Origin of the sequence: Myceligenerans indicum, from assembly GCF_016742955.1 — a bacterium.
GTDB lineage: Bacteria > Actinomycetota > Actinomycetes > Actinomycetales > Cellulomonadaceae > Myceligenerans > Myceligenerans indicum.
In genome coordinates this window covers 24880-45197 of sequence record NZ_JABBYC010000001.1, presented here as the reverse complement: position 1 = coordinate 45197, position 20318 = coordinate 24880, and the positions used below count along the sequence as shown (strand labels likewise).

The following is a 20318-nucleotide window of genomic DNA, read 5'->3' as shown; positions in this document are numbered from 1 at the left end:
CCGCTGGGCACCGCGGGTCGCCGAACGGCAGGAATCACTGAGCGCCGTCCCCCACCGCCGATGGGCCTTCGGTGCGGTGGGAGCCGGCGCTCAGCTGTCTGTGGGGCCGGCTCAGCCGGCCGGATGGTCGCGCCAGGCGGGCGCGAGGCGCACGACGTCGCCGACGACGACGACGGCGGGCGGGCGCACGCCTGCCGCCGCGGCGCGTTCCGCGATGTCGGCGAGCGTGCCGACCGTGACCCGCCGGCGCGGGCCGTAGCCGTCCTCGACGACCGCGACCGGCGTGCCGGCGGGACGCTCGGGGGTGGTCAGCGCCGCCGCGGTCTCGGCGAGCCGTGAGACGCCCATGAGCAGGATCAGCGTGTGGTCCGAGCCGCCCGTGACGGAGACGGCATGGCCCGCCGCCGCGTCCCCGGCCTCCGCCCGCCGCGCGTCCTGCAGGGCGTCGTGACCGGTCAGCACGCTGAAGCCGCGGGCGACCCCCCGGTGCGTGACCGGGATGCCCACGGCCGCCGGGACGGAGACCGCGCTCGTGACGCCCGGCACCACCTCGGTCTCGATGCCGGCGTCGCGGCACACGGCCAGCTCCTCGCCGCCGCGCCCGAACACGTACGGGTCGCCGCCCTTGAGCCGCACCACGTTGCGGCCCGCCATGGCGTGCTGCACGAGGATGCGGTTGATCTCGTCCTGCGGCACGGGGTGGTTGCCGGCGGTCTTGCCGACCTCGACCACCTGGACGTCCGGGGCGAGCTCGTCGAGCAGCGACCGCGGCCCGAGGCGGTCGGCCACCACCACGTCGGCACGCGCGACCAGCGACCTGCCCCGCACGCTGATGAGTCCGGGATCTCCCGGCCCTCCGCCGACGAGCGCGACCCAGCCGTGGTCCCGGACGGCAGGACCGGACGACGTCGCCGGCTGCGCCGTCCTGTCGGCGCCGGGACGGGGACGGACCCGGCGGATCGGCAGCGTGCCCGATTCCAGCTGCGCCTGGACCTCGGAGCGGATCGCCCGGGCCCGGCGCGGGTCGCCGCCTGCGTGCACGGAGACGATGATCTCCTCACCGGTCTGTCCGGACCTCCCGCCCGCGTCCCCCGGATCCGGGGGCCCGGGAGAGTCGAGGCGGACTCGCGCCACGGCCGGGGTCCATGCCGTGGCGGCCTCCGCGTCGCCGGCGGTGACGCAGAAGATCCGGAGCGCCTCGGCGTCGTCGGCCACCTGACGGTCGACGGACGGGTCGCCGGTCGCGGTGTGCGCCAGCCAGGCCTCGTCGAGGTCGCCGGTGCGGTACTCCCTCCGGATCCACTCGACCTCGCCGGCCGCCGCCAGCTCCTCGCAGACCTCCGGCGCGACCACCCGCACCCGCGCCCCGGCGTCGGCCAGGCCACGCGCACGGCGCGCCGCCACCGGCCCGCCGCCGACCACGACGACGAGCCGGCCTGTCACGCGCAGGCCCAGCGGGTACGGCGCCCCGGGAGCCGCCGGGTTCTCAGGCATGCAGACCGCACTCCACCTTGTCGCGCCCGGCCCAGCGACCCGAGCGCTTGTCCGCCCCGGCCTCCACGCGCTGGGTGCAGGGAGCGCAGCCGATCGACGGATAGCCGTCGTCCAGCAGCGGGTTCACGATCAGGCCGTTGGCGGCCGCGTAGGCGTCGACCTGCTCGTCGGTCCACCCGGCGAGCGGGTTGATCTTCACCACCTGGTTCTTCTCGTCCCAGGTGATCAGGGGCGCGTTCCGCCGGGTCGACGCCTCGCCCCGGCGCAGGCCGGTCGCCCAGGCCTCGTAGTTGCGCAGCGCCTTGCGCATCGGCGCGACCTTCCGCATCGCGCAGCACTGCTCCGGGTCCCGCTCGTACAGGCGCGCGCCGTGCTTCGCGTCCTGCTCGGCGACCGTCAGCTCGGGCCTCACGTCCACGACGTTCACGTCCAGCGACAGCTCGGCGGCGTCCCGCGTGCCGATCGTCTCGGCGAAGTGGTACCCGGTGTCCCCGAACAGCACGTCCACCCATGGCAGCTGCTTCGCCACGAGGTGGGCCAGCACCGTGTCCTGCATCGAGGACGCCACGGCCATCCACGGCCCGAACTCCCGCACCGCCCAGGCGATCACGGCTTCCGCCGACGCCTCGCGCTGCGTGTCCGGCCCGCCCGGCAGCGACGTCCCGTGCAGCAGGGCCTGCCCCCGCTCGACGACGTTCTTCAGCTCCTCGTGCGTCCGGCGGCGGCGGATGCCACCCGCGCGGATGTGCGCGTGCGCCTCGCGAGCGGCCGCGCGGGCCTGCTCCCGGGCCTTCGCCCGCGCCCGCACCTGCTCCAGCCGGGACGTGCTCCCGCCCAGGCTGGTCGCGACTCCGTCGGCCACGGCCGTCGAGCCGGAATGAGGATCACTCATCGCAAAGCCTCCTCGTCCGCGCGATGCGCCCACTGCGCGAAGGTCTCGTCGCCGTCACGGTCCTTCTCGAACTGGCGTGTGACGCGCTCGACGTAGTCGGCGATGCCGTCGGCGGTCACCTTCAGGCCGCGCACGGTCCGGCCCAGGCCGGCCTCGTCCCGGTCCTTCGAGGCGAGGCCGCCGCCCAGGTGCACCTGGTAGCCGGGCACCTGGTTGCCGTCGTCGTCCATCACGAGCTGGCCCTTGAGGCCGATGTCGGCCGTCTGGATGCGCGCGCAGGAGTTGGGGCACCCGTTGACGTTCAGGCTGATCGGCTTGAGGCGCGACGTGTCGCCCAGACGCTCCTCGAGCTGGTCGATGGCGGCGGCCGCGTTCTGCTTGGTCTCGACGATCGCCAGCTTGCAGTACTCGATGCCGGTGCACGCGATGGTGCGGCGGCGGAACTCGCTCGGCCGCGTGTGCAGGCCGATGGCGCGCAGCTCCTTGGACAGGGCCTTGACCTCCTCGCCCGGCACGTCCAGCACCAGCAGCTTCTGGTGCGGGGTGAGCCGGACCCGCTCGCTGCCGTGGGTCTCGGCGAGGTCGGCGACGCGGGCGAGGAGGTCGCCCGAGACCCGGCCCACGGTCGGTGCGACGCCCACGAAGAACCGTCCGCCCTTCTGCGGGTGCACGCCGACGTGGTCGTTGTTCGCCGACGCCGGCGGGGGCTCGATGCCGTCCGGCAGTGCGTACCCGAGGTACTCGTCCTGCAGCACCTGGCGGAACTTCTCGGTGCCCCAGTCCTTGAGCAGGAACTTCAGGCGGGCCTTGTTGCGCAGCCGGCGGTATCCGTAGTCGCGGAAGATCTGCACCACGCCGTGCCACACGTCGGGCGCCTGCTCCTGCGTGACGAACACGCCCAGGCGCTCGGCCAGGCGCGGCGCGGTCGAGAGGCCGCCGCCCACCCACAGGTCGTAACCGATGCCGAGCTCGGGGTGCTCGACGGCGACGAACGAGATGTCGTTGATCTCGTGCACGACGTCCTGGCTCGGGTGCCCGGTGATCGCGGACTTGAACTTGCGGGGCAGGTTGGACAGCGACGGGTCGCCGATGAAGCGTTCCTGGATCTGCTCGATCACCGGGGTCGGGTCGATGAGCTCGTCGGTCGCGATCCCCGCGACCGGGCTGCCGAGGATGACGCGTGGGCAGTCGCCGCACGCCTCGGTGGTGGACAGGCCCACCGCTTCCAGGCGCCGCCAGATCTCCGGGACGTTCTCCACCTCGATCCAGTGCAGCTGGATGTTCTGCCGGTCGGTGATGTCCGCCGACCCCCGGCCGAAGTCCTTGCTGATCTGCGCGATCGTGCGCAGCTGCTCCGTGCTGAGGGCGCCGCCGTCGACCCGGACCCGCAGCATGAAGTAGCGGTCCTCGAGCTCGTGCGGCTCGAGTGTGGCGGTCCGGCCGCCGTCGATCCCGGGCTTGCGCTGGGTGTACAGGCCCCACCAGCGGAAGCGGCCGTGCAGGTCGTCGTCGGTGATGGCGTCGAAGCCCTCGCGGGCGTACACCTGCTCGATGCGCTCGCGCACCTGGAGCGGGTCCGACTCCTGCTTGAACTCCTCGTTGTGGTTCAGCGGGGTGGTGCCGTCGATCTTCCACTGACCGTTGGGGCGGGCCTTGCGGGGCGGGCGTACGGGAGCGTGCTCGGGTGCCTGAGTCATGAGAATGTGATCCTCGTCCGTCGTTCGCTGGTTTGTCGGGGCGGCGTACGACGGCAGGAGATCAGCCGTCCCGATGGGGGCGTCGATCGCCGGCGTACGCCGAGAGACACGGGCACATTCGCGTGCCACGCGTCACTTCGAGGCGCATCGACCGGATCACGTCGACGACAGTAACCACCTGGGCGGTCGTTGGTAATCCCCTTCTCACATCGTGGATACCGATACGAACGATCGACGACATCGATGTCTCGCGCTTCGCCTGCCTCCCGGCGGGGCTAGGCTGCCGGACATGGAGTTTCTCTACGACGTCTTCGTCTTCGTGCACTTCGCGAGCTGGGCCCTGGTTTTCGGCGGCACCATCGCCTCGATGCGCACCAAGGCGCTCTACAAGGCGGTCGCGCACGGGGCCTGGGGCGCCGTCGGGGCCGGCATCATCATGGTGGGCATCGCCGAGATGGCCGACCTCTGGGCGGACGGCGGCCCGTCCATGGCCAAGATCGGCGTCAAGCTGGTCGTGGCGCTCGGGGTCGCGGTCACCGCGCAGATCGCGGTGCGCAAGGGAGAGTCGGTGACGTCCGGCCTCAAGGGCGCGGTCCTGGGCCTGACGCTGTTGAACATCCTGGTCGCGGTCTTCTGGCACTGAGACCCACCCGGCCAGGCGCGGGCACGGACGGCGCGTTCGCCGACACGTTCGGGCGCCCGGCCGGGCGGGGTCCTCAGCAGGTCGCCAGCAGCATCGGCGTCAGGAGCTCACCGAGGTCGTAGGCCGGGGTCTCACCACCGGTGACGTCGCGGGCATTCACTCCCAGAGTGATCTGCCGCTCGCCGTCGAGCGAGGACCAGTTGACGCTGACCGTGCCGAACGCACCGCCGTCGTGCCCGTACAGGTACTCGCCCTCGGCACACGGGTCCGGGACGCGGTAGACACCCAGGCCGTACTCGATCGTGCCGCCGAACAGGGTGCCGCGTGGGGTGAGCATGTCCTCGACCGTGTCCGGCGCGACCAGGCGACCCGAGAACAGGGCCTCGTTCAGCCGGTTCAGGTCGCGCGTGGTGCCCGTGGCCGCGCCCGCCGCGGCGAACATCATCGGGTCGAACTCGTCCAGCGACCACCAGCCGACGTCACCGGCGTACACCGTACCCACCATGAACGGACCGCGGACGCCCGGCTCGGTGGGGTAGCTCGCATGCCACATCCCGGCGGGCAGGAAGACCCGGAACCGCAGCAGCGTGTCGAGCGGCCACCCGGTCTGTTCCTCGAGCATGAGCCCGAGCAGGACGTACCCCGCGTTCGAGTAGCTTCCATCCGTACCGGGTTCGAACTCCCAGGGAAGAGCGTTGATCGTGGCCAGGTGGTCGCTGATCGTGTATCGCTGCTCCAGCGCGTCGACGAAGTCCGACCACGACTCCGGGTCGGCCATGCGGTCGGCGATCATCTGCTGGACATGGCGCGATGGCGCACCAGAACGGTGGCTCATCAGCTGCTCGATGGTCACGACACGCCCGACCTCGGCCGGCAGGACCCCGGGGAGCACCTCCTGCACCGTGGTGTCCAGCGTCCACGCCCCTCGCTCGACCTCCTGCATCGCGAGCGTGGCGATCATCGTCTTGGTGTTGCTCGCGACACGGAACCGGTCGTGCGTGGTGGCGCGCCGGGCCTGGCCGAGCTCACGCAGCCCGGCGGCGCCTGCCCAGTCCACGCCAGGCGCCTCGACCCGGGCCGTGGCACCCAGAGCGCCGTCCTCGACGACGGCGGCCACCGCGTCGTCAAGGGCCTCCGTGACCTCGGCCGACGACGCTCCGGGCCTCGCGCCGCGTGTCCGGGGCCCGGTGGCGTTCCGGGCGTCCTGGATGCGCTTCGCGTCGGTCACCGCCTCGTCGAGCTCCACCGCGAGCAGGTCCTGAGGGTCCGCATCCACCGGTCCCGCCACGGAACCGGCCGCCGGACGGTCGGGACCCGGGACCGACGACGCCGGAGCCGCCACCGCCACTCCCGCGGCGGGGACCGTCACGGCGAGCAGAGCGCCCGCGAGGGCCCTCGCACCGCGCCGCGATCGGAGCATCTTCACTGATCGGATCATGTATTCCTCCTTCGCTCACGCTCATCGTCACGGCGCCCGAGCAGCTCGTGGATCCGCCGCCGGGAGGACATCGGCGGGGAGATCGGGGTGGGCGGTTCCTCCCTGGGGAGGAAGCCCGCCGCGTATGCCTGAGGCGCGGGGGTCAGTACGCGCCCCTCGCGCTGACCACGGCGCGGACGGTATCGACGAGGATGAGCAGGTCCAGCTGCGGCGTCCAGTTCTCGGCGTAGTACACGTCGCACCGCACCGTCTCGTCCCACGACAGGTCGGACCGGCCCCGGACCTGCCACAGGCCTGTCATGCCCGGCTTGACGAGGAGCCGGCGCCGCATCCGCTCCTCGTACTCGGCCGCCTCGTGAGGCAGCGGCGGGCGCGGCCCGACGAGGCTCATGTGCCCGGCCAGGACGTTGAAGAGCTGCGGCAGCTCGTCGAGCGAGTAGCGGCGCAGCACCCGGCCGATCGCGGTCACGCGCGGATCGTCGCGCAGCTTGAAGAGCACGCCCGCCCCCTCGTCCGTCGCGGAGAGCGTCGGGACGAGACGGTCGGCCCCCTGGTGCATCGTGCGGAGCTTGACCATACGGAAGACGCGCCCGCCCTGCCCCACACGCTCGGAGACGTAGAACGGCCATCCGCGGCTCGTGGCGGCGACCGCCAGCGCGAGGACCGCGATCAGCGGAGCCGCCAGCACCGTCAGGACAAGGGCGAGCGACCGGTCCATGACCTGCTTGACGGCGTACTTCGGACCGCTGAACCGCGGCAGGTCCACGTGCAGCAGCGACATCCCGGGAACAGGCGACACGCTGATCCGCGGCAGAGCCACGTCGGCCAGTTCGGCCGTGAGCATCAGCTCGATACCACGCGCCTCGAGGTTCCAGCTCAGCCGGCGGACGACGTCGGCGGTGATCTCGTGCGAGCCGCTGACGGCCACGGCGCCCGCGCCGACGCGTCCGGCGACCTCCCCGGCGCGGTCCGGGTCGCCGAGCACGGGCACGCCGGCGATGGTCTCGCCGATGCCCGCCTCCCCGGCCGGGACGCAGGCGCCGATCACGTGGAACCCGTGGTCCGGCGCGTCCGCCAGCCTCTCGACGAGCCGGGACACCTGAACCCGGTGCCCGACGGCGACGATTCCGGTGGTACAGGCCGCGTGCCGCTTGCGCAGACGCAGAATTCGACGGCGCCAGGCAAATCTCGCCGTGAGTAGACCGGCCACACCCAGCGGGAATGTCACCAGAAGCACATCACGCACCCCCGAGAGGGTCGCCAGCCACGCGATGATCACCACGACGCTGAACGTTTTCCAGGTGGCGCCGAGCACCCTGCGGTACTCCGACATCCCGCTTCCGAAGAGGTGCCAGTCATAGGCCTTGCTCGCCCCGAGGGCGAGCAGCCAGACGGCCGCCGCCGCCAGGAGCACCGGCACGGCCATCAGATCGACCTCACCGGCCGAGCGGGTCAGGTGCGCGGTGTAGGCGGCCGCCACCGCTGCCGTCACCACGAGGGCGTCGGTCGCCCGGACGAGCCCACGGTGGCGCGACTGCCAGGGCGCGCGGCCGGGCAGGATCCTGTCCGCGGTGGCCGCGGCCCTGGAGATGATGCTGGGCGACGTCGCTTCCTGGGGCGCTGTACTGCGGCTGGAAAGGGCTGGGGCCTTGGCCATCAGGGCCTCTGTGGTCACGCGCGATTCCCCTCAGATTTTGCTGTGATCGATGCCTGTCTCGGCCGTCCGTGCGAGGTGCGGAACGCCGGTGAAGATCGGGGTTGGGATCACGGTAAATCGGATAGTGCAGTCTTGCCTGTCGTTCATCGCAAGTTCACCCTCGATTTCATCCGATATCCCGCGTTTCGTGATTGGCGTGTCTCGGAATGGGCATTTGCTGCCGTGACCTCAACAAGCGCACCGCCGTGGCGGGATGGCACAGTTCAGCCATGACGACGGTGCTCCTCACCCATCCCTCCGCCGAGCTGTACGGGTCCGACCTCCAGCTGGTCGAGACCGCCATCGCCCTGCGGCAGGCCGGGGCGAGCGTCGTCGTCGCCCTTGCCCAGGACGGACCGCTCGTGACGGAACTGCACGACGCGGGCGCCGAGGTCGAGATCGTCGACGCGCCGGTGCTGCGCAAGGCCCATCTGACCCCTCGCGGGATCGCGGGGCTGTTCCTGCACACCGTCCGCGCGGCCCCGCGCATGGTAGGCATCGTCCGCCGCCACCGGCCACACGCCGTTGTGGTGAACACCGTGACCATCCCCGCCTGGCTCGGGATCTCCCGGTTCGCCGGGGTCGCTCCCGTGTGTCACGTGCACGAGGCCGAGGCCGACGCCGCGCTCCCCGTGCGCATCGGCCTCAACGCACCGCTGCTGCTGGCGCGGGACGTCGTGGTCAACTCGGCGACGGCGCGCGACGTCGTCGTCGGCGCCGTACCGCCGCTGCGACGCCGGACGCGGATCGTCTACAACGGTGTCCCGGGACCCGGCGACGGCCCGGCGGCGTCCGGGCGGCCGGATCCGGACAGCTCCCCCGGGGACCCGGCCGGGACGCCGGCCGGTACGGCGCGCCGGGTCGTGCTGGTCGGGCGGCTGTCCCCGCGCAAGGGGACGGACGTCGCGCTGGAGGCCGTCGGCAGGCTGCGGCAGGAGGGCCGCGACGTGCGCCTCACGCTGTGCGGCTCGGTCTTCGCGGGCTACGAGTGGTTCGAGGAGGAGCTGCGGGCGCGGGCGACCCGGCCCGACCTCGCAGGCGCCGTCGACTTCGCGGGATACGCCGATCCGTGGGAGTGGTTCGCCCGCGCCGACGTCGTCGTCGTGCCCTCTCGGGTCGAACCGTTCGGGAACGTCGCCGTCCAGGCCCTGCGGGCACAGCGGCCCCTCGTGGTGAGCCGCACCCAGGGCCTGGCCGAGATCGTGCGCGACGGCGAGACCGGGCGGAGTGTGCCGCCCGGTGACCCCGAGGCCCTGGCGGGAGCCGTCGCCGAACTGCTGGACGACCCGGAGCGCGCGGCCGCGCTCGCCACGACCGGCCGCAAGGACTCCGAGGAGCGCTTCGGCGTGGAGCGCTACCGCACCCAGATGGCCCGCGTGGTCCTGCCCCGGCACGCCTGACCGGCCGCCCGGCGCGCGCTGCCCGCCGCGGGACCGGTCAGGGACGCCACAGGCGCATCGGGATGTGGGGGATGCCGTCCTCGAGGAAGTCCTCGCCGTCCGGCAGGAAACCGAAGGTGGCGTACCAGCCCGCGAGGGGCGCCTGCGCGTCGAGGACGACGTCCCGGCTGTCCTCCGCCGCGTTGACGTGCGCCAGCGCGGCGCGCATGACGTCGTCGGCCAGGCCCTGCCCGCGCGCCGCGCGGTCCAGGCACACGCGGCCGATGCGCCAGAGATCGCCGTCGTCCAGCACGCGCGCGGTCCCGAGGACGCGGGGCCGGCCGTCGTCCGCGGAACCGAGCAGGACCACCTGCGTCGCGGCCGGTTCCAGGTCCCGGCCGTCCAGGTCCGGGTACGGGCACTCCTGTTCCACCACGAACACGTCCTGGCGCAAGCGCCACACGCCGTAGGCGACGTCCGGGTCGAGCTCGCTGAGATGGCTGACGATGATCTCCACCTGCCCATCCTCCCCCAGTCGGGAGCCCTCTCCGCGGTCCGGGACCGCATGGGTCGACGACGCCGCGGCAGGCGGCCGGGCCGCCCCGTCCGGGATCACGCCGGCCCGTCCGGGATCACACCAGGAAGAGCCCGATGATCCACGCCGTGGCCGCGGCGAGAGCCCCGAGGAGCTGGATGCCGATCGTCATCGCACTCGCCTGGAGGGCAGCGACCGTGGCGCGCCAGGCCGTCACCCGGTCCTGCCGCCGGACCAGCTCGACCAGGAACACCGCCACCGCGAAGAACAGGAACAGGCCCACCACCGGCACCACGAAGAAGCCGATCACACCGGCGACACCGCCGAGCACGATCGTCGACGTCGGCACCTCGGAGCGCTTCATGTGCCCGCCGGCCACGACGTACTGCAGGATCTCGGCGACCACGAGGAAGACCGCCGCGACCGCGAAGACCGTCCAGGCCACCGGGCCACCCGTGAGGAATGCCCACACCAGGATCGCCCCGCCGACCAGGATGCTGCCGGGCAGCACGGGGACGACGATCCCGATGAGCCCCACCAGGATCGCGAGGCCCACGAGGACCTCGGTCGTGCCATCGAAGTTGACGACCACAGTTCGGTACTTCCCGTCCGTCGGCGAGTGTGACGGGCCGAGCGTACCGGCGCGGCATCAGGACCAGGAAAAAGACGGCAACGCGCCCGAACCGCTACAGCAGCCGGCGCGCCGCCGCCCAGCGGGTCAGCTCGTACCGCGAGGAGAGCTGGAGCTTGCGCAGCACCGCCGAGACGTGCGTCTCGACGGTCTTGATCGAGATGAACAGCTCGCTCGCCACCTCCCGGTAGGAGTAGCCGCGGGCGATCAGCCGCATGACCTCCTGCTCACGCTTCGAGAGGCGGTCGAGCTCGTCGTCGGCGACCGCGATGTCCGCGGTGCCCGTGCCGAACGCGTCCAGCACGAACCCGGCGAGCCGGGGGGAGAACACCGCGTCCCCGCCCGCCACCCGGACCACCGCGGCCGACAGCTCCGGACCGGAGATGTTCTTGGTGACGTACCCGCGCGCACCCGCCCGGATGACGGCCACCACGTCCTCGGCCGCGTCGGACACGGACAGCGCCAGGAACCGCACGGGCACCCCGCCGTTCGGGCGCGCCAGGTCCGCGCAGCGCTGCACCACCTCGGCTCCCCCGCCCCCGTTCCCGCCGGGCAGGTGCACGTCGAGCAGCACCACCGGTGGCCGCTTCTCGTGCACGACGGCGACCGCGGAGTCGACGTTGTCCGCCTCGCCCAGGACGGCGACGCGCTCGTCGAGGGAGGCACGCACGCCGGTGCGGAACATGTGGTGGTCGTCGACGAGCACGACGGGTACACGTGTGGGGGTCCGGTCTTCCGTGGTCATGGGTTCTCCTCGGTCTTCACGGTGGTGGGGCTCGATGCGGCAGGTCCGGGTGCGCCACGGCCCGGGTCGCCGGCCCCGGTTCCGCCGGACCTCGACCTGCCCGACGGCGCCTCCTCGCGGGGCACCCGCATCCGCACCTCCGTGCCCCATCCTGGCCGACTCTGCACCTCGGCGACGCCGTCGCGCCGCCGGATGCGCCCGAGGATGGACTCCCGCACCCCGAACCTGTCCGGCGCGATCTCGTCGATGTCGAAGCCGTCCCCGCGGTCGCGGACGAACGTCTCCACGGAGTCCTCGCCCACCTCGAGGTACACCGAGACCGGCGGACGGCCGTGGGTGGCGGCATTGACCAGGGCCTCACGCGTGGCCTGCAGCAGCGCCGCCGTGCTCGCCCCGGGGACGCAGTCGCCCACCGCCACCGTGTCCACGGTCAGGGGCGCGAACGCGTCCTCGACCTGCCCCACGAGGTCGCGCAGTTCGGCGGCGAGGGACTCCCCGGGCGACGGCCGGTCGTCGTAGAGCCACTCGCGCAGCTCGCGTTCCTGGGCACGTGCCATGCGGGACACGGACTCGGAGTCGTCGGCGCGGGCACGGATGAGGGCGAGGGTCTGCAGCACCGAGTCGTGCAGGTGCGCGGCGATGTCGGCGCGCTCGGCCTCCCGGGCGCGGGCGGCCCGCTCGTCACCGAGCTCACGCACCAGTTTCAGCCACCACGGGGCGAGGACGAGGATCACGCCCGCCACCACCGCCACCGAGGCCACGGTGGCCCGCACCATCGTGCTGATCGCCGCCTCCTGACCCACCAGCATGAGCACGCCGACCATCGTCAGCAGGATCCCGCCGACCAGCCGCAGCATTCCGGCCCGCGTGCGCGGGCTGTCGCCGAGCCATCGCCCGCGCGTGGTCCCGTCGAGCTGGCTCCAGGCCAGGGCGATACCGCCCAGCACGATCAGGGCGGGCAGCAGCCAGGACGCCCACAGGTCCCAGCCTGCCTGGACGGCGAGCAGCAGAGCCGCACCGCTGAGCAGCACGACCCCGATGGTGATGTCGCGGGTGTTGAGCCGGGTGACCGGACCGGACAGGCGCAGACGGTCGGTGAGCGAGGCGGGCGCGGTGTCGCCGGACGCGTCGGCGCGGGCAAGGCGAGGCGCCAGCCGGGACCGTGCGGGGTCCGAACCGGAGACGGCTTCCGGACGTCCCGGGGGCACCGTCACCCACCAGAACACGTAGGCGAGAAGGCCCGCCCCGTTCAGGAACGTGGTCAGGACGAAGAGCAGGCGGACCAGCCAGACCGGCAGGCCCATGTGCGCCGCGAGCCCCGTGGCCACCCCCGCGATCCAGCGGCCCTCGCGAGGGCGCCGCAAGGTGAGGCGGGCGGGCGCGGTGGGGGCCGGGTCGCCGCTCGGGCCGGCGGGCGGACTGCCCGCCGTCGGCGCTGCTTGGTTCGTCACAGCACGATCGTGGCACGTCGCGACGCCCCTGAGGACCCGCCGGGGCACATCTCAGGGTGCCCGCGACGGCGAACCAGGGTCGGTTCAGGGCAGCACCGGATCCCGGCGGCGGACGCCGTCGACCACCATGGAGTCATGACCACAGACCCGACCGCAGGTGAGGGGCCGACGCCACCGGGCGAGCCCGAACCGAGCGCCCAGCAGACGTCCTTCGAGGAGCAGGCCCCGCCGCAGCAGCCGCCGGGGTCGCAGCCCCGCCCGGCCGGTTCCGGTTTCTTCGACTCGATCCGGCGCACCCGCCTCTACCGTGCCGACCGGCGCTGGGTCGGCGGTGTCGCGTCCGGCGTGGCCGACCGCCTCGGCTGGGACCCGCTGCTGGTGCGCGGCCTGTTCGTCATCACCGTCTTCCTGGGCGGCATCGGGCTCATCGCGTACGGCCTCGGCTGGGCCCTGCTGCCGGAGCAGTCCGACGGCCGCATCCACCTCGAGGAGGCGGTCCGCGGCAACTTCGACGTCGCCCTGCTCGGCGCGGCCACGATGTTCCTCTTCGGGTTCGCGTGGGGCGGCCCGTGGGGCTGGTGGGACGTGGACGCGGGGTGGCTCGCGGCACTGTTCTGGCTGGCCGTCGTCAGCGGGATCGTCTACCTCCTGGTCCAGGCGGCCCGGCGTCGGCCCTCCACGGAGGGTGAGCCGCACGCGCAGCCCTACCCGCCCGCACATCCGCAGCCGTACGCGCCCGCGCACCCCCCGACGACGCCGGCCGGTCCCGGGGCGGGCCCGGCCGGACCACCGGCGGCCAGCGAGACCGTCGGCCTGGCCGACCACACCTCCACCGGACCCGAGGCGCCGCCTGCCGCGCACGCACCGTACGCCGGGACGTCCGGCATGCCGCCCGGGACGCCCGCCGCGCCCTACACGGGGGCCCCGTACGCGCAGCCGCTGCCGCCACGCCCGCCGCGGCGCAAGGGTGGCGGCGCCGGGATCGTCCTCGGGCTGATCCTGCTCGCCGGTGCCGCGCTCCTGCTCGACGAGCTCGTCCTGGACGGCGCGATCCCCTACCTGTCCGACGGCGACGCGGGCCTCTGGGGTGCCTGGATCGGGATCTCCCTGGCGATCATCGGCGTCGCGATCGTCGTCGCGGGACTCCGCGGCCGATCGAGCGGCGGCCTGGGTGCGATGGCGATCATCGGCCTCGTCCTGGGTGTACCGACACTGGGATGGCTGCAGGTGGACGGTCCCGGGCGGATCGACGAGGGCCGCGACGTCGTCGGCGACGTCCTCGACTTCGACGGCCGCGTGGACGGCCACGAGCCCGGAGCCCCGATCTCCGACGGCACGTTCTCACCGAGCCGGATCGCCGAGGCGGAGCGCGGGTACGCGGTCAGCTGGGGCGAGCCCACCATCGACCTGACGGAGCTCGACCTGTCCGGCGTCGACCCGGCCGAGCCGGTCGAGGTGCCGATCGCCGTCGGCGCCGGCGCGGCGACGGTCGTCGTTCCCGCGGACGCCGCGGTGGAGGTCGACGGCCGGCTCTCCGCCGGGGCACTGGAGTGGTTCGTGGACGGCGACGACCGCACCTACAGCGGGGTCAACGACCAGCAGGTCGAGATCACCAGCGACGAGGTCGGCGACGACGGGGCGGAGCTCCGCCTGCTCGTCGAGGTCACCGCGGGCGATCTCATCATCGAGGAGGCACAGTGAACGAGAACACCCACGGGCCCGACGAGGCCCCGGAGAGCACCGGCTCGTCCCCCGGCATCCACGAGAACGGCATGGCCCCCCAGGAGGACACGGCCACCCAGGAGGGCACGCGCCCCGAGGAGGACACCGTCACGAAGCAGGACACGGTCACGTACGAGGCGCCGGACGCCGGCACCGCGAACCCGCCGGCGACACCTCCGGCGGCCTCGCAGGGGCCGCGGGTCGGGACGATCGTGTGGGGGCTGGTGGTCCTGGCGGTCGGGCTGGGCGTGCTCGCCGCCACGGCGGGCGCCCGCATCGATGTCAGCTTCGCGGCGATCCTGCTGCTCGGCGGCGCCGGCATCGCCCTGGTGGCGGGCTCGATCGTCTCGAGTTTCCGCCGCCGCAACGAACCCTGACCGCCCCCTCCCGAGGCCCTGACCCACCCGGCAGGTCACCGCCTCGCGACCACGCCGTCCGGCGTCGTGGCTGCCATGCCACCGCGCAGGACGGCGTGGTCGCGACCGGCCGTCCGGCTCCCGCGTCAGGACACCAGCCGGCCCCACGTGAGGGCCGCCACAACGCCCAGGAGCATGAACGGGCCGAAGGGGATGTACGACTTGCGTCCGGCGAGGCGGAACAGCAGGAGCACGACGGCCACCGCACCGCCCACCACGTAGGGTGCCGTCGCCCCCACCAGGAACGTGTCCCAGCCCCACCAGGCCGTGACCGCGCCGAGGATCCCGGCCAGCTTCACGTCGCCCAGACCGATCCCGCCCTGGAAGATCAGCCACATCAGCAGGTAGAAGCCCGCATGCGCGGCGAATCCCAGCGCGGCTCGGCCCAGCGCGTCCCAGGACGGCCCGCCGGTGAGTGCTCCGGCCACGGCAGCGAGCACCAGGAGCCCGCCCACGAGTGCCGTGGCCGGGTACACGATCGCGTTCGGCAGGCGGTGCGTCCGCGCGTCGATCACCCCGAGCGCCGCACCGGCCACGGCCAGCACCACGACGGCCGGGGCCGCCCACGACGCCCCCGCGGCCCACACCGCCCAGGCGACGGCCAGGACGGCGACCACCGCCACGGACCGGGCGAAGGGCCGGATCTCCGTGACGATCCTGGTGGGCAGAGGGCCGGACGGAGGTGCCGGGAGGGCTTCGGATGCAGTCACGGGACGAGCCTAGACACGGTCACCGGTTCGTGGACGGTGAGGTCAGCCGCGGGCGGCGGCCTCGCCCATCGCCGTGAGCGCGTCGGCCAGGACGGGGCGTGGCATGGCCAGGTTGAGACGGACGAAGCCCTTCCCGACCTCCCCGCACAGGGCACCGTCGGTCGTCGTGACACCCGCCCGGGTGCGGAAGAGCTCAGCGGGCGAGGACGCGTCACCGAGGTCGAGCTCGCGACAGTCCAGCCAGGAGAGATAGGTGCCCTCCAGCGGGGTGACGGTCACGCCGGGGAGGAGGCCGGCCACGTCGTCGACCAGTGCGGCGTAGTTGCCCCGCAGGTAGGCAAGGGTGTCGTCGAGCCAGGCGCGCGACTCGTCGTAGGCGGCCCGGGCGGCGACGACGCCGAGTGTCGCGGCCTGCATCTCGGCGTGGTGCCCCACCTCGTTCCAGGTGGCGATGTCCGCCGCGTTCGACAGCACCAGCTGGGCGCACTTCATGCCGGGAAGGTTCCATGCCTTCGACGCCGAGGTGGCCGTGACGGTGTGGCCTGCCGCCGTCTCGGACAGGGAGGCGTAGGGGACGTGGCGGTGCGGCTCGAAGGTCAGCGGCGCGTGGATCTCGTCGGCGAAGACCCGGCCGCCGTGACGGTCCACGACCTCGGCGATCTGGTTCATCTCGTCGGGCGTGAGGACGCGGCCGACGGGGTTGTGCGGGTTGCACAGCACCATGAGGTGCCCGCCGGCGGCGAACGCGGCGTCGAGCGCGTCGAGGTCGTAGGTGTACCGCGGGCCTCCGGGACCGTCGGCGACCGACATCGGTACCTGGATGATGTCGCGGCCCAGCGTGCGCGGAAGGGTGAGGAACGGCATGTAGGCGGGCGTCGGCAGGATGATCGGCGAGCCGGGCCGCGAGTAGTGGGTGATGACGAGTTCGAGCGCGGTCAGCACGTCGGACACCGGGCGCACGTGGGCCGGGTCGACCGCCCAGCCGTACCGGTCGGCGGCGAACCGGGCGTAGGACTCGGACATCTCGGTGGCCAGGGCCTTGGGCAGGTACCCGAGCACGGCGCGGTCGACGGCGTCGTGCACGGCCTTGGTGACCTCGGGCGACGTGCCGAAGTCCATCTCGGCCACCCACGCCCCGATCGTGCCAGGGAAGGCGGTCCACTTCGTGCTGCCGGCGTCGCGCAGCTGGTCGGCGGTGATGGTGTCGAAGGGGTGCATGGTCACGTGGGCATTCAACCAAACGGAGGCAGGGGCACGACAGGGTGTTCGGCCCTGTCCCTGCCGTGGCCTGGTCTACCCCTTGACCGTCTGGCCGGCCTGCCCCAGCTTCCGGCGCAGATAGCGAGGCATCCAGGCTGCTCCCGCCTTCTGCGGGTTGTCCGAGCGCAGCTCGGTGAGCGCCTGCGGCTCGGCACGGAGCGGGTTGTCGGCCTCGGCACCGTGCTCCGGGGTCAGGACGGCGGTCGGCGTCCACGGGTCGATGCCGTGCACGACGTGCAGGCGCGCGAGCTCCCACACCGAGATCGAGACCACGATCAGCGTTCCCGTGAGGCCGGGCATCGCGGCCGTCGCCAGGTACTCGGTGCCGGCCCCGCCCGCAGCGCCGGCAGCGCCGCCGTGCAGGAGGCCGGACACCGCGCCGGCGGCCGCGTCGTACCACTCCGGGGCCCGCTGCACGGCGTACAGCCCGACCAGAGCCAGCGACCAGAGCGCCGGGAGCGCGGGATGGCCGTCGGCGGCACGGGAGTGGAAGGTGATGGCCAGCGGCAGCCCGACGACGACGACACCGACGAGCAGGATCATCCCGATGATCCCGACGATCATCAGCACGGTCAGCAGCAGCAGGGGTCCCACCTCGGGCAGTTGCGCCTCGGGGAGCTCGGCTCCACCCTCCGGCCACAGCGGCGGCAGGATCATCGCGTAGGCGACGGTCAGGGCGCCGACGACCGCAAGGGTCACGGGGGCACGCAAGGCCAGGAACGGTGAGAGGACGGACCGCGCCCTGCCGTCCTCGGGCGTCACGGGCGGAGGGTAACGAACCTGCCTTTTGTACATCAAGAGAGACCCAAGAGACATTAAGAGCGCTACGACGACGAGCGAGCAGACCGCCCAGAGCGTCCCGTGGGCGAGAATCCCGATCCAGGACGGCAGCCCGGCATCCGGGATGGGGGCCGGCAGCGCGGTGGGTACCGCCCGGGACCGGATCAGCTCCGCCGCGACCAGCAGGACGACGCCGGCGATGCCCCGGACGGCGGAAAGCTGGTCGATGTCGTGGTCACGGACATATCGATGCTCGGGGATCACGCCCGTTCGAAGGGCTCCGAACCCCACGCGCAACAGCCCCGAGAAGCCCGACGCCACCGTCGCGATCGAGACCAGGATGGCTGCCGGGATCGCCAGCACGGCGGCCGCTACCGCCAGATAGAGGAGAGTCGTCCCACCCATAACCGCCCCCGCTTCGGGTGAAGTTCTACGTGGAACTATCTTTCCAAAGCTTGGCGATCTAGGTCAACGACCGTTACGTTGTTGAGATAGAAAATGCACGGACGTGACGGACATGGCCGATGCGTCCGAATACTCAGGCGGCGAAGCGCTCCGCGAGCGCCTCGAGCTTGGTCTCCGCCTCGGCGTGGATCTTGCGCTCCAGGACGAACGACATCACCGGCACGACGCCTGCCAGCACCATCGTCACCAGACGCCCGAAGCCCCAGCGCATCTTCGACCACAGGTCCGCGACCGTCACCAGATACACCACGTAGATCCAGCCGTGCGCGAAGGGGACCCACGCGATGAACGGCATCACCGGGCTTACGTCGACCACCGCCCCCAGGAGGTACTTGATCCCCAGCTCCACCACGAGGATCAGCAGCATCACCCCGGTCACGATCGCGAGGACGCGGTATCGCGCGAGGGAGCCGCGCGCCTTGCGGATCGCGGTGGCGGCGGCCTCGGCAGAGGGGACGGACGGGCTCTCGGGCTCGGCGGTGCTCACGTTCCGAGCCTAGGCGACGTCGCCGGGGGCGATGTACACGGCAGCGATGTACCCGGCAGCGATGTACCCGGCAGCGATGTACCCGGCAGCGATCCCCCGGCGCACCCCGACACCCCGCAGGTGCCGGCCCTCCCCCGGGGTCCGGACGGCCGGCGCGGCACGCCGCGGCGCCGGCTTCCCGGAAGGTGCGGGACACACCACACACCGGGCGCCACGGCCGCGGCACGAGCGAGCCGCGCGACCTCTTAGAATCTTCGGGTGACGTCCGCCGCCGAGAACCAGCCACTCGCCGAACCGCACCAGCACCGTCCCGTGCTGGTGGTCGACTTCGGCGCCCAGTACGCCCAGCTCATCGCCCGCCGCGTGCGCGAGGCGAAGGTGTACTCGGAGATCGTGCCGCACACGGCCACCGTCGACCAGCTGCTCGCCAAGGATCCCGCGGCGATCATCCTGTCCGGTGGCCCGTCGTCGGTGTACGCCGACGGTGCTCCCGCCGTCGACCCCAAGCTGTTCGACGCCGGGGTGCCCGTCATGGGCATCTGCTACGGCTTCCAGGCGATGGCCCAGGCGCTCGGCGGCGACGTCGCCCGGACCGGGCTGAGCGAGTTCGGCGGCACCGACGTCGACGTGTGCGCCACCGGCATCCTGCTCGACGGCACGCCCGCCCACCAGGTCACGTGGATGAGCCACGGCGACGCCGTGCGGGCCGCGCCTCCCGGCTTCGAGGTGCTGGCCACCAGCGCCGGCGCCCCGGTGGCCGCCTTCGAGGACCGTGAGCGGCGGCTGTACGGCGTGCAGTGGCATCCCGAGGTGAAGCACTCCGAGCACGGCCAGGCGGTCCTGGAGCACTTCCTGTACGACGGCGCGGGGCTGGCCCCCGACTGGACGGCGGACAACGTCGTGGCCGAGCAGGTGGAGGCCATCCGGGCCCAGATCGGGGACGCGCGGGTGATCTGCGCGCTGTCCGGCGGCGTCGACTCCGCCGTCGCGGCCGCGCTGGTGCAGAAGGCCGTGGGCGACCAGCTCACCTGCGTCCACGTGGACCACGGCCTCATGCGTGCCGGTGAGGTGGAGCAGATCGAGCGCGACTTCGTCGCCGCCACCGGCGTGAACCTCGTCATCCGGCACGAGAAGGAGCGGTTCCTCGGGGCACTCGCGGGCGTGACGGACCCGGAGCAGAAGCGCAAGATCATCGGGCGCGAGTTCATCCGCGTGTTCGAGGACGCCCAGCGGGACATCGTCGCCGAGGCCGGGGCGCACGGCGAGGAAGTGAAGTTCCTGGTCCAGGGCACGCTCTACCCCGATGTGGTGGAGTCCGGCGGCGGTGAGGGCGCCGCCAACATCAAGTCCCACCACAACGTGGGCGGGCTCCCGGACGACCTCACCTTCTCCCTGGTCGAGCCGCTGCGGACGCTGTTCAAGGACGAGGTGCGGGCCGTCGGGCGTGAGCTCGGCGTACCCGAGGAGATCGTCTCCCGGCAGCCGTTCCCCGGGCCGGGCCTGGGCATCCGCATCGTGGGCGAGGTGACCGAGCACAACCTGGAGATCCTGCGCCGCGCCGACGCGATCGCGCGCGAGGAGCTGACCCGGGCCGGGCTGGACGGCGAGATCTGGCAGTGCCCCGTGGTGCTGCTGGCGGACGTCCGGTCCGTGGGCGTGCAGGGCGACGGCCGCACCTACGGGCACCCGATCGTGCTGCGCCCGGTCAGCTCCGAGGACGCGATGACGGCGGACTGGACGCGCCTGCCGTACGACGTCCTGTCGGTCATCTCGACCCGCATCACCAACGAGGTGCGCGAGATCAACCGGGTCACCCTCGACGTCACGAGCAAGCCGCCGGGCACCATCGAGTGGGAGTGAGCGCGGCCGGGCGCGTT

The 20318-nt window shown here is 72.6% G+C and carries 18 protein-coding genes; 5 read left to right on the top strand and 13 right to left on the bottom strand.

Annotated elements, in window-relative coordinates:
• Window positions 1–111: 111 nt before the first annotated feature.
• Genes cobA through HGK34_RS00180 form a run of 3 tightly spaced genes read right to left on the bottom strand, consistent with a single transcriptional unit; the run spans window position 112 to window position 4083 of the window.
• Window positions 112–1494, bottom strand: a complete 1383-nt coding sequence (gene cobA / locus HGK34_RS00190; RefSeq protein ID WP_201844549.1) for a uroporphyrinogen-III C-methyltransferase — start codon at window positions 1492–1494, stop codon at window positions 112–114.
• Window positions 1487–2386 (bottom strand): phosphoadenylyl-sulfate reductase, encoded by a 900-nt coding sequence (locus HGK34_RS00185; protein WP_201844548.1) that lies wholly within the window; start codon window positions 2384–2386, stop codon window positions 1487–1489. The genes cobA and HGK34_RS00185 overlap by 8 nt, the downstream gene beginning before the upstream one ends.
• Window positions 2383–4083 carry a nitrite/sulfite reductase gene (locus tag HGK34_RS00180; RefSeq protein WP_201844547.1) on the bottom strand — a complete coding sequence of 567 codons (1701 nt, stop codon included), beginning with the start codon at window positions 4081–4083 and terminating at the stop codon, window positions 2383–2385. Before HGK34_RS00180 ends, HGK34_RS00185 begins: the two co-directional genes overlap by 4 nt.
• A 289-nt stretch (window positions 4084–4372) precedes the next feature.
• Here HGK34_RS00180 and HGK34_RS00175 point away from each other — a divergent pair, with 289 nt between their 5' ends.
• Window positions 4373–4726: a hypothetical protein gene (locus HGK34_RS00175; RefSeq protein WP_201844546.1), complete on the top strand. Its 354-nt coding sequence runs from the start codon at window positions 4373–4375 to the stop codon at window positions 4724–4726.
• A gap of 73 nt (window positions 4727–4799) precedes the next feature.
• Here HGK34_RS00175 and HGK34_RS00170 read toward each other — a convergent pair whose 3' ends face one another.
• Window positions 4800–6164 (bottom strand): serine hydrolase domain-containing protein, encoded by a 1365-nt coding sequence (locus HGK34_RS00170; protein WP_201844545.1) that lies wholly within the window; start codon window positions 6162–6164, stop codon window positions 4800–4802.
• A 142-nt stretch (window positions 6165–6306) separates the two neighbouring features.
• Window positions 6307–7839, bottom strand: coding sequence for a sugar transferase (locus HGK34_RS00165; RefSeq protein ID WP_307815588.1), 1533 nt, complete (start codon window positions 7837–7839; stop codon window positions 6307–6309).
• Window positions 7840–8090: 251 nt separating this feature from the next.
• Here HGK34_RS00165 and HGK34_RS00160 point away from each other — a divergent pair, with 251 nt between their 5' ends.
• A complete protein-coding gene (locus HGK34_RS00160; RefSeq protein WP_201844544.1) occupies window positions 8091–9260 on the top strand; it encodes a glycosyltransferase family 4 protein in 1170 nt (389 codons plus the stop codon).
• A 37-nt stretch (window positions 9261–9297) separates the two neighbouring features.
• Here HGK34_RS00160 and HGK34_RS00155 read toward each other — a convergent pair whose 3' ends face one another.
• The 4 genes from HGK34_RS00155 to HGK34_RS00140 all read right to left on the bottom strand — a co-directional run bounded on the left by HGK34_RS00155 (window position 9298) and on the right by HGK34_RS00140 (window position 12601).
• Window positions 9298–9756, bottom strand: coding sequence for a GNAT family N-acetyltransferase (locus HGK34_RS00155; RefSeq protein ID WP_201844543.1), 459 nt, complete (start codon window positions 9754–9756; stop codon window positions 9298–9300).
• Window positions 9757–9871: 115 nt separating this feature from the next.
• Window positions 9872–10366, bottom strand: coding sequence for a DUF456 domain-containing protein (locus tag HGK34_RS00150; protein ID WP_201844542.1), 495 nt, complete (start codon window positions 10364–10366; stop codon window positions 9872–9874).
• 94 nt (window positions 10367–10460) lie between these two features.
• Window positions 10461–11150: a LuxR C-terminal-related transcriptional regulator gene (locus HGK34_RS00145; protein ID WP_201844541.1), complete on the bottom strand. Its 690-nt coding sequence runs from the start codon at window positions 11148–11150 to the stop codon at window positions 10461–10463.
• Window positions 11147–12601: an ATP-binding protein gene (locus HGK34_RS00140; protein WP_201844540.1), complete on the bottom strand. Its 1455-nt coding sequence runs from the start codon at window positions 12599–12601 to the stop codon at window positions 11147–11149. Before HGK34_RS00140 ends, HGK34_RS00145 begins: the two co-directional genes overlap by 4 nt.
• Before the next feature lie 135 nt (window positions 12602–12736).
• On the opposite strand from HGK34_RS00140, the gene HGK34_RS00135 reads away from it, so the two are divergent.
• A complete protein-coding gene (locus tag HGK34_RS00135) occupies window positions 12737–14302 on the top strand; it encodes a PspC domain-containing protein (protein WP_201844539.1) in 1566 nt (521 codons plus the stop codon).
• Entirely contained in the window at window positions 14299–14700 is a 402-nt protein-coding gene (locus tag HGK34_RS00130; protein ID WP_201844958.1) for a hypothetical protein, read from the top strand. Before HGK34_RS00135 ends, HGK34_RS00130 begins: the two co-directional genes overlap by 4 nt.
• Before the next feature lie 125 nt (window positions 14701–14825).
• Here HGK34_RS00130 and HGK34_RS00125 read toward each other — a convergent pair whose 3' ends face one another.
• The 4 genes from HGK34_RS00125 to HGK34_RS00110 form a co-directional block, all read right to left on the bottom strand.
• Window positions 14826–15449 carry a prepilin peptidase gene (locus tag HGK34_RS00125; protein WP_307815587.1) on the bottom strand — a complete coding sequence of 208 codons (624 nt, stop codon included), beginning with the start codon at window positions 15447–15449 and terminating at the stop codon, window positions 14826–14828.
• Window positions 15450–15491: 42 nt separating this feature from the next.
• Window positions 15492–16667: a MalY/PatB family protein gene (locus HGK34_RS00120; RefSeq protein WP_201844893.1), complete on the bottom strand. Its 1176-nt coding sequence runs from the start codon at window positions 16665–16667 to the stop codon at window positions 15492–15494.
• A gap of 75 nt (window positions 16668–16742) precedes the next feature.
• Window positions 16743–17894: a hypothetical protein gene (locus HGK34_RS00115; RefSeq protein WP_201844538.1), complete on the bottom strand. Its 1152-nt coding sequence runs from the start codon at window positions 17892–17894 to the stop codon at window positions 16743–16745.
• 133 nt (window positions 17895–18027) lie between these two features.
• The gene (locus tag HGK34_RS00110; protein ID WP_201844537.1) at window positions 18028–18441 is read right to left on the bottom strand and encodes a DUF3817 domain-containing protein; all 414 of its coding nucleotides are present in this window, start codon (window positions 18439–18441) and stop codon (window positions 18028–18030) included.
• A 258-nt stretch (window positions 18442–18699) separates the two neighbouring features.
• Between HGK34_RS00110 and guaA the strand changes: the two genes are divergently transcribed.
• Window positions 18700–20301, top strand: a complete 1602-nt coding sequence (guaA, locus tag HGK34_RS00105) for a glutamine-hydrolyzing GMP synthase (protein WP_307815585.1) — start codon at window positions 18700–18702, stop codon at window positions 20299–20301.
• The last annotated feature ends 17 nt before the right edge of the window (window positions 20302–20318 follow it).

Excerpts from the sequence above, each read along its gene's own strand:
- cobA (WP_201844549.1), bottom strand. The coding sequence starts at position 1,494 with ATGCCTGAGAACCCGGCGGCTCCCGGGGCGCCGTACCCGCTGGGCCTG.
- HGK34_RS00120 (WP_201844893.1), bottom strand. The coding sequence starts at position 16,667 with ATGCACCCCTTCGACACCATCACCGCCGACCAGCTGCGCGACGCCGGC.
- HGK34_RS00175 (WP_201844546.1), top strand. The coding sequence starts at position 4,373 with ATGGAGTTTCTCTACGACGTCTTCGTCTTCGTGCACTTCGCGAGCTGG.
- HGK34_RS00170 (WP_201844545.1), bottom strand. The coding sequence starts at position 6,164 with ATGATCCGATCAGTGAAGATGCTCCGATCGCGGCGCGGTGCGAGGGCC.
- HGK34_RS00115 (WP_201844538.1), bottom strand. The coding sequence starts at position 17,894 with ATGGGTGGGACGACTCTCCTCTATCTGGCGGTAGCGGCCGCCGTGCTG.
- HGK34_RS00145 (WP_201844541.1), bottom strand. The coding sequence starts at position 11,150 with ATGACCACGGAAGACCGGACCCCCACACGTGTACCCGTCGTGCTCGTC.
- HGK34_RS00180 (WP_201844547.1), bottom strand. The coding sequence starts at position 4,083 with ATGACTCAGGCACCCGAGCACGCTCCCGTACGCCCGCCCCGCAAGGCC.
- HGK34_RS00135 (WP_201844539.1), top strand. The coding sequence starts at position 12,737 with ATGACCACAGACCCGACCGCAGGTGAGGGGCCGACGCCACCGGGCGAG.
- HGK34_RS00160 (WP_201844544.1), top strand. The coding sequence starts at position 8,091 with ATGACGACGGTGCTCCTCACCCATCCCTCCGCCGAGCTGTACGGGTCC.
- HGK34_RS00185 (WP_201844548.1), bottom strand. The coding sequence starts at position 2,386 with ATGAGTGATCCTCATTCCGGCTCGACGGCCGTGGCCGACGGAGTCGCG.